The organism is Arthrobacter sp. M2012083, from assembly GCF_000281065.1.
Classification (GTDB): domain Bacteria; phylum Actinomycetota; class Actinomycetes; order Actinomycetales; family Micrococcaceae; genus Arthrobacter.
Genome location: NZ_AKKK01000050.1, coordinates 14,761 through 29,098 on the forward strand (window position 1 = coordinate 14,761; position 14,338 = coordinate 29,098).

Genomic DNA, 14,338 nt, shown 5'->3' on the forward strand with positions numbered 1-14,338 from the left:
GCTCCAAGCTAGTCTTTCACGGTGAACAATCCTGACTCTGCCCAGCATTCCCACGCCGCCCCGGAAGCCGTGAGCGGCACCGTCATCGGGCTCGACATCGGCGGCACGAAAACCCGCGGCGTTCGGTTCCTCAATGGATCGCCGATCCGGGATGAGAGCGCAGGCAGCTCCAATGTCCAAAACGTTAGCCGAGAAGTAGCCGCAGCGAACCTCGCTGAGTTGTTCGGGAAAATCGGTGGTGGCCACATTGACCAGGTTTATGCCGGTGCAGGGGGAATCGATACGGACGAAGACGCCCAGGCGCTCGCCGACCTCATCGCACCGCACGCTCCAGGTGCGCGCATCACTGTGGTTCACGATTCACGGCTGTTGCTGGCTGCCGGGGGAGCGAGTACGGGCGTCGCGGTAATCGCCGGCACCGGCTCAGCGGCATGGGGAAAGAACGACGCCGGCCACGAAGCCCGGGCGGGTGGCTGGGGCTATCTCCTGGGCGACGAAGGAAGCGGCTACTGGCTGGGGCGGGAGGCAGTCCGACACAGCCTGCGCCGGATGAACCAAGGCCTGGAGCCTGATCGGCTCAGCAGTGCACTGCTGGACTCCGTCGGCGTTGAGGAACCCGGCAAGCTGATCGCGCTGTTCCACTCCCCGGACACCGGCCGCCGCTACTGGGCGCAGCAGGCCCGGTTGGTAGTGGAAGCAGCCGACGCCGGTGACGAAACGAGTCAGGAACTAGTGGAGCAAGCAGGCCGGGATCTGGCTGAACTCGCCGAACAGGCCGTCCGCCAACTGGGCCTGGACGGTCCAGTGATCCTCGGCAGCGGACTCGGCATGAACGTCCCGCGGCTCCAGGAAGCTTTTAAGGCCAGGCTGGCCCAAAGCGGCATTACTGATGTGCGCATTCTTCAACAGGATCCCGTGTTCGGCGTCCCGCGGCTTGTAGCGGAGCAACGGGACTAACCGAACAAGATACTTAGCCGCGGGTTCGTGGCCGAAGCTTGACGCCGGGCAGTGGAGGGGCGGGAATGCGGCCAGCTTCCGGTCCTGCATCAGGACCATGTCCGGGGACGAAGCCGAAGCGTGAGCTGGCGGCTGCGTGGTCGTCGAGCAATCCTTCGGCTTCCCACTCCTCACGGGCCTTTTCCACTTCCTCGTGCGTCCTCCCCACGAAGTTCCACCACATCAGCAGGTCTTCGCCGAACGGTTCGCCGCCGAGGAGCATGAAGCGGGTGTCCGGTTGCGCATGGACGGTGAGGCTGGGCCTGCCGGCCCCCAAGTAGGCCAGAGGACCAGCCTCGATGTCGTGGCCATCGATCACGACGTGGCCATCCAGGACCAGTACGGCGTGCTCAAAATCGGGCCGCAACGGCAATTCAAGGGACCCCGTGCCCGTGATGTCGGCTCCAACAATCGGGCTGAACATCGTGGCGGGGGAGCGCTGTCCAGCGAATTCGCCCACCATCACGGTGGCCGTAAACCCTTCGCCCACGGCCACCGGCAAGTCCCTCACCTGTTCAAATGACGGCGCACGGTGCCGGTGCTCATCCGGGAGGGCAACCCACAGCTGGAGTCCCCGGGACATCGGAATTTCTTCCACCAGCGGACTGGACCCCGTTTCGGTAGTGGCCGGAAGGACGGAGAACTCTGAATGGGAGATGCCATGGCCGGCCGTCATGATGTTCAATTCGCCTGGCCGGACCACTACATCGCTGCCCACACTGTCGCGGTGCCGCACGGCCCCTTCCAAGGGCCACGTGACCGTTTGAAGTCCGCAATGGGGGTGGGGGAGTACGCTCATGGCCACCCGGTCGGGACCGAAACTGTCCAGGAAACACCAGGCGCCCACAGTAGGCAGTCCCCGCTGTGGCAAAGTCCTCATGACGTTCATGGCGCGCACGCCTCCCAAAGGAACCTCGCGCTCGGGCCACAGCTGAACGCAAGGACCTTGACCTTCCGGCGCCGCGGGGCAGACTTCCTGTGCGGGGGAAGTATCAAGATTGGTCATGTGATCATCACCTGTGAATAAATGTTGGAAATTGAGCTAATCTGTTCCACGTGAACAACGCCCTCCTGAGCTACCACGACGCCGTCCTTTACCGTTCGGGTGAACCGTATCGCATCCTCGCCGGAGCCATCCACTACTTCCGTGTACACCCGGACCTGTGGCAGGACCGGCTGCGTCGACTTAAGGCGATGGGCGCCAACACGGTGGACACATATGTTGCCTGGAACTTCCACCAGCCTAAGCGCGATGAGGCGCCGGACTTCAGTGGCTGGCGGGACGTGGGCCGCTTCATTGACCTCGCGGCCGAGGAGGGGCTGGACGTCATCGTTCGCCCTGGACCGTATATCTGCGCCGAGTGGGACAACGGCGGCTTCCCAGCCTGGCTGACCGGCACTCCCGGCATCGGCCTGCGCTGCATGGACCCGATGTTCACCCGTGCCATCGAGGAGTGGTTCGATCAGCTCCTTCCGACCATCGCCTCACGGCAGGCGTCCGCGGGTGGTCCGGTGGTGGCCGTGCAGATTGAAAACGAATACGGCAGCTACGGCGATGATCACGAGTACATCCGCTGGAATCGACGCGTCCTGGAAGAGCGCGGCATCACGGAGCTCCTGTTCACCGCCGACGGCGGCACGGACTATTTCCTCGATGGCGGTTCCATCGAGGGGACCTGGGCGACGGCAACGCTGGGAAGCCGGGGCGACGAAGCGGTGGCCACCTGGCAGCGACGGCGGCCCGGCGAGCCGTTCTTCAACGTTGAGTTCTGGGGTGGCTGGTTCGATCACTGGGGCGAACACCATCACCGCCGCGACGCCGAGGAAGCGGCACTGGAAGCACGAAAAGTGCTCGATCCCGGTGGCTCACTCTGCGCCTACATGGCCCACGGCGGGACTAACTTCGGCCTCACTTCCGGCAGCAATCACGATGGCACCATGCTGCAGCCGACGGTTACCAGCTACGACTCCGACGCGCCCATCGCAGAGAACGGCGCCCTGACGCCCAAGTTCCATGCCTTCCGCAAGGAGTTCTTCCGGGCAAAGGGAATTGAGGACCTACCCGAACTCCCTGTGGAGTTGTTAGCTGAGGCCCCGGTACTTCAGGCGCGGTCCTTGCCTCTGACCGTAGGGCAGCCCCTTCTCGAGCTTGTGCGGGATGCCGGCAAGCCCGTCAGCAGCGTTAGGCCACTCAGCTTCGAGCAGCTGGGACTGGACGCAGGCATGGTCCTCTATGCCGCCGAAGCGATCCTTCCAGGCCGTCCGGATGTTCCCTCGGAGAGCCGGCTTAAGATCACCGGCCTGAATGACCGCGCTTACGTGTGGGTGGATGGCACCTTTGTTGGTGTCCTGGACGACGTCAACGGTTCCGAGGGTTTGCCCGTAAGCGGCACAGGCACACCCGCCAAGCTTGAGATTCTGGTTGAGAACCTCGGCCGCATCAACTACGGACCCCTGACGGGACAGGGGAAGGGAATTCTGGGCGGGGTCCTCGTCAATCAGCGCTACACCTTCCACTGGACGCAAACACCCGTTGCCCTCGCAGACTGGACGCAGGAAGACCTTGAGGGGTTGGCAGGCGTCGACTTCGAGGCCGGGCAACCGGCCGACACTTACATCGCTTTGCCCGACTCGGGGAAGGGCTTCGTCTGGCTCAATGGCTTCCTCCTGGGACGGTACTGGGAGAAGGGGCCACAGGTGACGCTCTACGCACCCGCGCCTTTGCTCAAAACCGGCCGAAACAGTATCAAGGTGCTGGAACTGGGTAACCCGGGGACCGTCGTCGAACTTCGCGACGCGCCCGACCTCGGTCCCGTAGAAGCGGGTCCGATCGCGGCGGCCGGCCTTCCGTAGAGTCCCGCCCCACCATTTATGCTGACTCCATGACGCTGCAGTTCGATACCCGCCCAGCCGCTTACGCCGTAATCGTCCAGGAGGACAAGATCCTGCTGGCCTATTGGAAGCAGGACGGCAAGGAAGGGTGGACGCTTCCGGGGGGAGGCCTGGACCTGGCGGAACATCCGGTGGACGGCTGCAGGCGTGAAGTCTTCGAGGAAACCGGATATGAAGCGCGCGTTGACCGCATGCTGGGTATCGACGTCGGCCACTGGCCTGCTGATATCCGCCCGGACGGTTCGGTCAAGGATTTTCAGGCCCTCCGACTGGTCTACGAGGCAACGGTGGTGGGCGGAGAACTAACCCATGAGGTGGATGGGAGCACCACGCACGCCGCATGGATCTCACTCAAGGACATCGGGAAACTCAACCGAGTGTCCCTGGTGGACACGGCACTCCGATTGCACCGGGAACGCCCGGCCAACGGGAAGTTGAGCTGAGCCAACCGGAAGCTGAGCCATAGGGCCTAGCCAAATGTGCCCCATGGTGACTACGCTAAACATCGTTGCCGACTCACTCATAGTCGGACTGGATGCCGAGGAGGTGGATTTGATGATTGCCACGATCTTGCGCGCCCCGCGCTCAGTTGCGGCGCGCCGTCGTCAGCCCACCATTCCTGCCCCGGCATCAGCCTGCCAAGACTAGGCGGCCGGGCCTCCTCAGAGGCATTTCATTGAATACTTACGCATCTTCAAGCGACCCTTCTTTTAGTTCCACCGAGCAGCTGCCCGCTCATCAAATTCATGCCGCTCATCAATTTCACGGACCAGTGGAGTACGGCTTCACCGACAAAACCGCGGAGCTCTTCCGCGCCCACGGCGCCCCCGAGAACCAGGAAGCAGCCACACCCGGCCGCGTAGTGCGCCTGGACAGGAACCGGGTGCTCGTCGCATCAGCCCAAGACCTCCTGCATTTGCCCTATCCGATGCATGGGCTTGTTCCGGCCACCGGGGACTGGGTATGGCTCGGCCACAACAACGCTGGCGAGCCTGCCGTCGTCGAGGTCCTTCCGCGCCATTCCGCGCTGAGCCGCAAACGAGCCTTTGAAGCCTCGTCAGAGGAGCAGATCCTGGGCAGCAACATCGACATTGTTGCGGTGGTGGTCCCTGTGGACCGTCCGCTGACCCATAACCGACTTGAACGCACGTTGGTGGCTGCGTGGGATTCCGGTGCCACACCGCTTGTGGTTATCACCAAGGCTGACCTCGCCCACCTCGCGGACGACGTGGTGGGGGAAGTCATCCTTCAGGCCGCGGGCGTTGACGTCGTCACCACCTCCGCGGAGCAGGGCGATGGCCTCGACGAATTGATGCAGCGGATTCCCCAAGGCGCCACCTTGGTTCTGCTGGGTCCTTCCGGTGCAGGGAAATCGACGCTTATCAACGCCTTGGCGGGGCGTGAGCTCCAGCAGACAGGCGAGGTCAGGGCCGGCGACGGCAAGGGCAAACACACCACCACCTCGCGGGAGTTGGTGCCCCTGGCCGGTGGTGCAGTGCTGATGGATACGCCGGGAGTCCGCGGCTTCGGGCTCTTCGATGCGGACGAGGGAATGGATGAAATGTTCGGCGATCTGGAGGAACTCTTCTCCCGGTGCCGCTTCACGGACTGCGCTCACCAAGCTGAACCGGGATGCGCTGTCCAGGAGGCGCTCGCGGAGGAAGCCCTTGATCCCAGGCGCTGGGCAAGCTACCTGAAGCTGCAACGGGAACTGGCAGCCCTGGCCAGGAAACATGACGCGGCTGCGCGTCGCGCCTACCAGCGCGAATGGCACCAGAAGGTGATGTCAGCGGACCGAGGCCAGCGTGCAGCGGAACGATACAAGCACGACCAGGCTGAGGAACGGGCCGGGAAGGGCGGCAAACGACGTAAACGCTGAACATTGCCGATTCATTACGGAACTCGTGGCGACGCTGACATCGTCGGTGGCGCTGGCTACGCTGGGTGAAGATTGCTTTGCAGCCAAGTAATAAGAGTGCATATGATCATCTGGCTCTACCGATGTTCTCTTCCACAGATAGGTAAGCCCGGGTATGGCCGAAGCCATGATTGAGTTCAAGAGCGTCACTAAGAAATACCAGGGCGGGCAACCGGCGGTGGATGCCCTCACCATGTCCATCGACAAGGGCGCCATCACCGTGTTTGTTGGCCCTTCGGGCTGCGGTAAAACCACTTCCCTGCGCATGATCAACCGGATGGTGGAGCCCACCAGCGGAACCATCACTGTTGCAGGGGAAGATGTCTCTCAGGTTCCGGCGGCCAAGCTCCGCCGTTCCATGGGCTACGTCATGCAGTCATCGGGCCTTCTCCCGCACCGTTCTGTCCTGGACAACATCGCCACTGTTCCGCGGCTCAACGGCGTACCCAAGGCAGCGGCGCGGAAGCGCGCTGCGGAACTGCTCGACGTCGTCGGGCTGGCTTCCGTCCTCGGCAAGCGGTACCCGTCACAACTCTCGGGCGGTCAGCAGCAGCGCGTCGGAGTTGCCCGGGCGCTCGCCGCTGACCCGCCGGTCCTGCTGATGGACGAACCCTTCAGCGCGGTGGATCCGGTGGTCCGCGACGAACTGCAGCAGGAACTTTTGCGTCTGCAGCGGGAACTGGCCAAGACCATTGTCTTTGTCACGCACGACATCGATGAAGCCACTGTTCTTGGCGACAAAGTGGCTGTCTTCGCCGTGGGGGGCAAACTGGCCCAGTACGCGGCTCCGGAAGAAATTCTTCGGGCGCCTGCGAATGACTTCGTGGCCTCCTTCGTGGGACGGGACCGTGGCTTCCGGCACCTTGCCTTCAACGCCGCAGACGCCGTGACCTTGCACCCTGTCACCATGGTGAGTCCTTCCGACGGCCACCACGCGGGCCGCCAATCAGGGGAGTGGGCGCTGGTTGTCGACGACGATGCGCGGCCGCTCGGGTGGTCTTCACCGCGGGATGGTGCCGGGTTGATCCCGGGAGGTTCGCTGTTCCGCAAGGGAGATACGCTGCGCCGCGCGCTGGATGCGGCGTTGTCGTCGCCTTCGGGCCTTGGCGTTGCGGTGGACGACGACGGCCGGGTGGCCGGGGTCCTGAAAGCGCCGGAAATCCTCGCACTTATCGAAGAAGTCCGCCACCACAGGGAGGACGCCACCTGATGGAGTGGTTCCTTGCCAACAGTGGCATGGTCCTGGGGTTGGCCGGTCAGCACATGGTGCTCGCCATCATTCCCATGATCCTTGGACTGCTGATTTCGGTCCCCTTGGCCCAGCTGGCCAGGCGCAACAGCACGCTCAGGTCAGTGGTGGCAACGGCTACCTCATTGCTGTACACCATTCCCTCACTGGCCCTGTTCATCATTCTTCCCACCATCCTTGGCACGCGGATCCTGGATCCACTGAACGTGGTGGTGGCACTGACCATCTATGCGGTGGCACTGCTGGTCCGTGCCGCGATGGACGCCTTCGACTCCGTGGATGACGACCTCCGAAATGCTGCCGTTGCCATGGGTTTCAAACCCCTGGCCCGCTTCTTCCAAGTGGACCTTCCGTTGTCTTTGCCTGTGCTGTTCGCAGGACTTCGAGTGGTCTCAGTCAGCAATATCTCCCTGGTGAGCGTTGCCGCCCTCCTCGGAGTAGGCAACCTTGGCGTCCTGTTTACTGACGGCCTGCAGCGCACGTTCATTACTGAAGTTGTGGTGGGCATCATCGCGATTCTGGTGCTGGCCCTGCTCATGGACGCAGTTCTGGTGGTCTTGGAGCGGCTCTTGACGCCATGGACCCGCGCGGCAGGTGGAAGTTCGTCGCGTCCCGACGCCAACGCCCTGCTTACCGAGCCCAAAGCCGGACCGGCGAAGCCGCGCGCGACCCTCCGCCCCGACCCGGGGGCGTCCGCATGAACATCTTTGCCGAAACCATTGCCTGGCTGACAAACCCCAAGAACTGGACCGGAAGCGGTGGAATCCCCACCCGCTTGCTGGAGCACCTGCAGTACAGCGGGCTGGTGCTCCTCATCGCCGCCGCCATTGCAGTGCCAATCGGCCTCTACATCGGGCACACCGGGCGCGGCCGCGTTGTCGCAGTGGCTGTCGCCGGAGCATTGCGTGCCCTTCCGACACTCGGCTTGCTGGTCCTCTTCGCGTTGCTGGCCGGTAGTGGCTTGATGCCTCCCGTGTGGGCGCTGGTCATCCTTACGGTGCCGCCGCTGCTGGCCGGGACCTACGCCGGTATTTCCAGCGTTGATGCCACCGTGGTGGACGCTGCCCGGGCCATGGGCATGAGCGAACTTCAGATTCTCTTCCGGGTGGAAGTGCCCAACGGACTGCAGGTGATGTTCGGTGGTGTCCGCACCGCGGTTCTGCAGGTCATCGCAACAGTCTCCGTGGTTGCCTATCTTCCGTTGGGTGGGCTTGGCCGGTATTTGTTCGACGGCCTCGTCCTGCAGGACTTCCCCAGGATGCTCGGAGGCTCCCTGCTCATAGCTGGGTTGGCCATCGCAGTGGACCTGATACTTGCCGGCGTGCAGAGGCTTGTCATCTCGCCCGGCCTGACCCTCGACTCAAGCGGCCGCCAGAAGGCAGCCGACGATCTCACAGCCGCGGTTCCTGCCGGGGCTGCCGTTCAAGGAGGTACACCATGAAAAACCCCGTCCCCATGACCCTTACGCGCCGTGGTCTCGGCGGCCTCGCCGCTGGAGTGGGTGTGGCCCTCGCGTTGAGCGCCTGCGGCGGCAGTCCCTTGGCCACGCCTTCCACCGCGGCACCCAGCGGTTCCGCCGCGGGAGGTTCACTGGTGGTTGGTTCGGCAGACTTCCCGGAGAGCCAGGTCATCGCAGAGATTTATGTTGGCGCCCTCAACGCAGCTGGTCTCACTGCCACCTCCAAGCCGAACATCGGCTCGCGCGAGATCTACTTCAAGGCCGTCCAGGACGGTTCCGTGGACCTCGTCCCGGATTACTCCGGCAACCTTCTCTCCTACGTGGACACCGAGGCAACTGAGGTTTCTGCCGAGGACGTCTACAAGGCGCTCCCGGGCAAGCTTCCGGAAGGCCTCGCGGTGCTGGAGCCGGCCAAGGCCGAGTCCAAGGACGCCATGGTGGTCACCAAGGCAACGGCGGAGAAGTACCAGTTGAAGTCCATCGAGGACCTGGCCAAGGTCTGCAAGGACTTCACCATGGCTGCACCAGCCACATTTGAGACCCGCGCCTACGGCTTCCCGGGGCTGAAGGCCAACTATGGTTGCGAGCTCAAGGGCCTGCAGCCCTTCAACGACGGCGGTGGCAACCTGACCCTCCAGGCCCTCTTGGAGGACAAGGTCCAAGTGGCGGACATCTACACCACCACTCCGTCCATCGCGGACAACGACCTCGTCGTCCTGGAAGACCCGAAGAACAACTTCAAGGCTCAGCAGGTCCTGCCGTTGGTCAAGGAAGCCAAGATGACTGATCAAGCCAAGGAAGCACTCAACAACGTCTCCAAGATCCTCACCACGGATGACCTGATCAACCTGAACCGCGCAGTCAGCGGCGACCAGAAGCAGTCACCCAAGGATGCTGCAGCCGCATGGCTGAAGGACAAAGGCATCGTCAAGTAGTACCTGAAAAACCGCGTACGACGGCGGTGACGGACCCGCGCGGGACCGTCACCGCCGTCGTCGTATGTGTGAGTCAAGTCTCAGCTGAACCCCATCACCCGTGTGGCATATTTGAGGGATGGCGAATTTCAAGCAGTCCACTAAGCTTCATAATGTCCTCTACGACATCCGTGGACCGATTCTTCAGGCCGCCCAGCAAATGGAAGCGGAGGGTCACCGGATCCTCAAACTGAACATCGGAAACCCGGCCCCTTTCGGTTTTGAAGCGCCTGACGCCATCTTGGTGGACATGATCCGCCACCTGCCCAACGCTCAGGGCTATAGCGATTCCCGTGGCATTTTCTCGGCCAGGACCGCCGTCTCGCAGTATTACCAGACGCGCGGCATCCAGAACATCCACGTTGACGACATCTACCTCGGCAACGGTGTCAGCGAGCTCATCACCATGTCCCTGATGGCACTTCTGGACGACGGTGACGAAGTGCTGATCCCCACGCCGGACTACCCGCTGTGGACGGCATCCGTGGCCCTCGCCGGCGGCCGACCCGTGCACTACCTCTGTGATGAAGAGTCCGGATGGCAGCCCGATCTTGAAGACATGGAGTCCAAGATCACGCCGCGGACCAAGGGCATTGTGGTGATCAACCCCAACAACCCCACCGGCGCCGTCTACCCGGAGGAGACCCTCAAGAAGATTGTCGCGTTGGCAGAGAAGCACGGACTGGTTCTCTTCGCTGACGAAATCTACGAGAAAATCCTCTACGAAGATGCCGTTCACGTTAACCTCGCCGGGCTAACCGGTGATGACGTCCTGTGCTTGACGTTCAGCGGCCTGTCCAAGGCCTACCGCGTCTGCGGCTACCGCGCAGGCTGGATGGCGATTTCCGGGCCTAAGAAGGATGCCGCCGATTACCTTGAGGGCATCAACCTGCTGGCCAACATGCGTTTGTGTGCCAACGTGCCTGCGCAGCACGCCATCCAAACCGCTCTCGGCGGCTACCAGAGCATCAACGATCTCATCCTTCCCGGTGGCAGGCTCCTGGAGCAGCGCAACAAGGCCTACGACCTCCTGAACGCCATCCCCGGTGTCAGCACGCAGCAGGCCAGGGGTGCCCTTTATCTGTTCCCGAAGTTGGACCCAGAGGTTTATCACATCAGGGACGACGAGAAGTTTGTCCTGGACCTGTTGAAAGAACAGAAAATCCTGGTCTCCCATGGGCGCGCTTTCAACTGGGTTCGTCCGGATCACTTCCGAATGGTCACCCTGCCCAACGTCAAGGACATAGAAGAAGCCATTGGTCGCATGGCGGACTTCCTGTCGAGGTACCCGGGCAACTAGCCTGAGGTCCATAGCCGCGCCACGGGGGCGCGGCCGGGCAGAAAGGCATGCCAATGGCTGCTGCAGTTGAGTTCGCCAAGAGTCCGGCCGAAGTACTGAGGGTGGGGTCGGGGTTTTCGCTGGCTGGCGTGGATCCTGACTCCACCCCGGGCTACACCGGTGTGAAAGCGGACGGCAAGGCGCTGCTGGCCGCCCAGGACGATCGACTTGCGGAACTGCAGGAAAAGCTCTTTGCCGAAGGAAAATTCGGTAGCCGCAAGCGGCTCCTGCTCATTCTTCAGGCCATGGATACTGCGGGCAAGGGCGGCATTGTCAGCCACGTTGTGGGAGCCATGGACCCGCAAGGTGTGCAGCTAACCGCTTTCAAGGCGCCGACGGACGAAGAAAAATCACACGACTTCCTCTGGCGGATCGAAAAACAAACCCCTGCCGCAGGAATGGTGGGTGTTTTTGATCGTTCGCAGTATGAGGACGTCCTGATCCACCGCGTTCATGGGTGGGCTGACGCTGCCGAACTGGAGCGCCGCTACGCAGCGATCAACGACTTCGAGTCACGTCTGCACGAGCAGGGAACCACCATTGTCAAGGTCATGCTCAATATCAGCAAGGACGAGCAGAAGAAGCGTCTTATCGCTCGCTTGGACGATCCCAGCAAGCACTGGAAATACAGTCGCGGTGACCTCGCGGAACGTGCGTACTGGGATGACTACATGGACGCGTACAGCATTGCGTTCGAGAAAACCTCAACCGACATCGCACCTTGGCACGTGGTGCCTGCCAACAAGAAGTGGTACGCGCGCATCGCCGTCCAGCAACTACTGTTGGATGCCCTGGGTAGCTTGCAACTGGATTGGCCCAAGGCTGACTTCGATGTCGCCGCTGAGCGTGCCCTCGTGGTGGAGTCCTAGGCCGTAGGACTGCCGCCAGCCGGGGCTCCGCCGTCGCTGCTTGCATCACGGGCCGTGGCCAGACGCTTGCGCGCGCCCTCAAGCCAGTCCTCGCAGCGTTTAGCCAGTGCCTCGCCACGCTCCCAAAGGGCAAGCGATTCTTCCAAGCTTGCTCCGCCTGCCTCCAAGCGACCTACGACGGACACGAGTTGTTCGCGGGCTTCCTCATAGCTCAAGTTGTCCAGGGATTCCGGTGCCGTTGGATTGTTCTCAGTCATGGTGTCCTTTGATGTGGTGGTGACGGTGGTTGTGGCAGATTCAACGTTCGACGAGTTGTCCTTGGCCGGCGGAGACAGCCCTGAAACGGCCCTCAGCTACGCGGATGCTTAGCGGCGTCCCGTCCGGCGCTTCCTCGGGGCTGCTCACAACGTGGTGCCCCGCCTGGTCCTCGCCGAGGAGCTGGACAACGGCATATCCGCGATCCAGTGTTTTTTGGGGTGAGAGGGCACGGACCTGCGCACGCAAGTGGTGGACTTGGTCCAATGCCCTGAGTACCGCGGTGCTGACCGCAGAATGGGCCCTGCGCTGCAGGCGGTGGATATCTTCGGAGCGGGCGTCCACCATTGAAGCAGGAGTGGCCAATACGGGCCGCGATCTCAGTGCATGGAGTCGATCAGTCTCCCGGTCAACCATGCGGCTGATGCTTCGGCGGAGATGGTCCCGGGCCTGGCGAACCATGGCCAGTTCTTCGGCCACATCCGGAACTATGCGCTTGGCCGCGTCAGTGGGCGTTGACGCACGTAGGTCCGCCACGTCGTCCAAGATCGGGCGGTCAGCTTCATGGCCGATGGCACTAACAATCGGTGTGGTCGCGGCCGAGACGGCTCGAATGAGGTCTTCATTGCTGAACGGCAGGAGATCCTCCAGTGCGCCGCCACCTCGGGCGAGGACAATGACATCCACGTGCGGGTCGGCATCCAGTTTCTTGAGGGCCGCGATGATCTGCGAAACAGCAGTATTGCCTTGAACGGCCACCTCGCGAACGTCAAACTCAACTGCTGGCCAACGCAAGGCGGCATTGCGCATGACGTCCTTCTTGGCGTCGGAATCCCGACCGGTGATGAGGCCGATGCGGTGGGGCAGCAACGGGAGTTTGCGCTTCCGCGAATCCGCGAACAGTCCCTCGGTTGCCAAAGCTTGACGAAGCCGTTCGATCCTTGCCAGGAGATCGCCCAGGCCTACCGGACGAATGTCCTTAACGGACATATTCAAGCGCCCTGTCTTGACCCAGAAGTCCGCCTTGACCAAGGCAACCACCCGGGAACCCCGTTCCAGGGGTATCTTCTGGCGGTCAAGCACCGTTGACCAGACCGATGCCGGAAGTGAAATTTCTGCGTCAACATCACGCAGGGTCAGGAAAGCGTTACCACCCCGGCGGTTCAGTTCGATGACCTGACCCTCGATCCATGCGGCCGGAGCCCGCTCAATGTGTGCCTTGAGCTTGCGGGACAGCAATTGCAGGGGCCAGGGATTGTCCGGGCTGGTTTCGGCGGCAGTCCCCGGCAGTGTGGATTCCGGTGTCGCTTCAGCGGACATGGTGGGTCCATGGCTGGTTCAGTCGCCGTGTTTCTTCCTGCATTGTCATAGTCCTCGCTCAGGGGTGCGGCTGTGGTTGCCAACCGGCCTTCCAACTCTATCCATAGCTTGGGCGAGGCCTCCGACATTTTTTTCTGCCATGTGGACAGACCTAGGATGGTGCCATAGCCACCGAGCCTGAGGATGACCTTGCGTACTTTTGTTTCAGCATTGGGAGTGATCCTCGCCTTACTCCTTACAGCTGTGGCCGTTCCAACGGCGTGGGTCGACCAGAACATCGTCAAAGAAGAGGGCTTTGTACGCATAGCAGGTGACTTGGGCAACGATCCGGAATTCCAAAACCGCTTGGCTACGGCCGCGGTTGGAACCTTCGAGTCCTCCGTGGATCTACCAGGACCTATTCAGTCCTTGGCAGCCGATGCACTCCGCAGCGCTGCATCGGGTATGCAATCGTGGAGCGACTACCCTCAAGCGTGGGAAGAGACAGTACGCAACAGCCACAGGTTGAACTTCGGCGCAGCGAACCAACCTGAGGAGGCCGCCACTACCACAGCCCTGGCCCTTGATATCAGCCCTCTGGTTCGGCTCATTCGTGATCATTTCGCCGAGGCCACCCGGATCCGGATTGATGTTCCCGCGGAAAGTTTGGTGTCCCTGGGGGAGCCCTCCCACCGCCAGCTGGTGGAGCGGGTGGCGGCATTCGCACCCCTGTGGTGGGTAGCCGCACTCGGTGCCCTGATATCCGTGCTCCTGGGGCTTGTCGCCGCGCGCCGGCGGTCCCTGGTATTGGTCTTCCTCGGACTGGGCGGCTTGGCGCTTGCTGCTCTCTGGACGGCCGGGGCGGATCTTGCCGGGGGAGTGGTTGGCAGTCTGTCCAGCGCAAACGGCGTGGCCGAGCTCTTCAAGCAGGAGTTCCTCACGGCAGCCAAGACAGGCTTCGGGGAATGGATCCTGATCGCAGCGGTGGCGTCCGGTGGAGTCTTTGTGGCCGGCGTCATAGCTTCCGTTGTGTCAGGGCGACGAGGGTCACGTTCGGCCAGCAGCTAAAGTCCTGGCCGATAGCAAGG

The 14,338-nt window shown here is 62.3% G+C and carries 15 protein-coding genes; 12 read left to right on the forward strand and 3 right to left on the reverse strand.

Annotated features, from left to right (window positions below):
* Window positions 1–21: 21 nt before the first annotated feature.
* The gene (locus tag A477_RS0118435) at window positions 22–957 is read left to right on the forward strand and encodes an N-acetylglucosamine kinase (protein WP_017200368.1); all 936 of its coding nucleotides are present in this window, start codon (window positions 22–24) and stop codon (window positions 955–957) included.
* A 13-nt stretch (window positions 958–970) separates the two neighbouring features.
* Here A477_RS0118435 and A477_RS0118440 read toward each other — a convergent pair whose 3' ends face one another.
* A complete protein-coding gene (locus tag A477_RS0118440; RefSeq protein WP_017200369.1) occupies window positions 971–2,002 on the reverse strand; it encodes a pirin family protein in 1,032 nt (343 codons plus the stop codon).
* Window positions 2,003–2,052: 50 nt separating this feature from the next.
* On the opposite strand from A477_RS0118440, the gene A477_RS0118445 reads away from it, so the two are divergent.
* The 10 genes from A477_RS0118445 to A477_RS0118490 all read left to right on the forward strand — a co-directional run bounded on the left by A477_RS0118445 (window position 2,053) and on the right by A477_RS0118490 (window position 11,696).
* Window positions 2,053–3,849, forward strand: a complete 1,797-nt coding sequence (locus tag A477_RS0118445; protein ID WP_017200370.1) for a glycoside hydrolase family 35 protein — start codon at window positions 2,053–2,055, stop codon at window positions 3,847–3,849.
* Window positions 3,850–3,878: 29 nt separating this feature from the next.
* Window positions 3,879–4,331: an NUDIX hydrolase gene (locus A477_RS0118450; RefSeq protein ID WP_017200371.1), complete on the forward strand. Its 453-nt coding sequence runs from the start codon at window positions 3,879–3,881 to the stop codon at window positions 4,329–4,331.
* A gap of 43 nt (window positions 4,332–4,374) precedes the next feature.
* On the forward strand, window positions 4,375–4,536 hold the full coding sequence (locus tag A477_RS23545; protein WP_017200372.1) for a hypothetical protein: 162 nt from the start codon (window positions 4,375–4,377) through the stop codon (window positions 4,534–4,536).
* Between the two features lie 28 nt (window positions 4,537–4,564).
* A complete protein-coding gene (gene rsgA / locus A477_RS0118460) occupies window positions 4,565–5,767 on the forward strand; it encodes a ribosome small subunit-dependent GTPase A (RefSeq protein WP_017200373.1) in 1,203 nt (400 codons plus the stop codon).
* 154 nt (window positions 5,768–5,921) lie between these two features.
* Entirely contained in the window at window positions 5,922–7,016 is a 1,095-nt protein-coding gene (locus A477_RS0118465; protein ID WP_017200374.1) for an ABC transporter ATP-binding protein, read from the forward strand.
* Window positions 7,016–7,756 carry an ABC transporter permease gene (locus tag A477_RS0118470; protein ID WP_017200375.1) on the forward strand — a complete coding sequence of 247 codons (741 nt, stop codon included), beginning with the start codon at window positions 7,016–7,018 and terminating at the stop codon, window positions 7,754–7,756. Before A477_RS0118465 ends, A477_RS0118470 begins: the two co-directional genes overlap by 1 nt.
* Window positions 7,753–8,496, forward strand: a complete 744-nt coding sequence (locus A477_RS0118475; protein ID WP_017200376.1) for an ABC transporter permease — start codon at window positions 7,753–7,755, stop codon at window positions 8,494–8,496. Before A477_RS0118470 ends, A477_RS0118475 begins: the two co-directional genes overlap by 4 nt.
* On the forward strand, window positions 8,493–9,449 hold the full coding sequence (locus A477_RS0118480; protein WP_017200377.1) for an ABC transporter substrate-binding protein: 957 nt from the start codon (window positions 8,493–8,495) through the stop codon (window positions 9,447–9,449). Before A477_RS0118475 ends, A477_RS0118480 begins: the two co-directional genes overlap by 4 nt.
* A 118-nt stretch (window positions 9,450–9,567) precedes the next feature.
* Window positions 9,568–10,788 (forward strand): pyridoxal phosphate-dependent aminotransferase, encoded by a 1,221-nt coding sequence (locus A477_RS0118485; protein WP_017200378.1) that lies wholly within the window; start codon window positions 9,568–9,570, stop codon window positions 10,786–10,788.
* Window positions 10,789–10,841: 53 nt separating this feature from the next.
* A complete protein-coding gene (locus A477_RS0118490) occupies window positions 10,842–11,696 on the forward strand; it encodes a polyphosphate kinase 2 family protein (RefSeq protein WP_017200379.1) in 855 nt (284 codons plus the stop codon).
* Here the strand turns inward: A477_RS0118490 and A477_RS0118495 are convergent.
* Both A477_RS0118495 and xseA read right to left on the reverse strand, forming a co-directional pair.
* Window positions 11,693–11,953, reverse strand: coding sequence for an exodeoxyribonuclease VII small subunit (locus A477_RS0118495; protein ID WP_017200380.1), 261 nt, complete (start codon window positions 11,951–11,953; stop codon window positions 11,693–11,695). The two genes, A477_RS0118490 and A477_RS0118495, sit on opposite strands and share 4 nt — an antisense overlap.
* A 40-nt stretch (window positions 11,954–11,993) precedes the next feature.
* On the reverse strand, window positions 11,994–13,271 hold the full coding sequence (gene xseA, locus A477_RS0118500) for an exodeoxyribonuclease VII large subunit (RefSeq protein ID WP_017200381.1): 1,278 nt from the start codon (window positions 13,269–13,271) through the stop codon (window positions 11,994–11,996).
* Between the two features lie 183 nt (window positions 13,272–13,454).
* Between xseA and A477_RS0118505 the strand changes: the two genes are divergently transcribed.
* Entirely contained in the window at window positions 13,455–14,318 is an 864-nt protein-coding gene (locus A477_RS0118505; RefSeq protein WP_017200382.1) for a hypothetical protein, read from the forward strand.
* The last annotated feature ends 20 nt before the right edge of the window (window positions 14,319–14,338 follow it).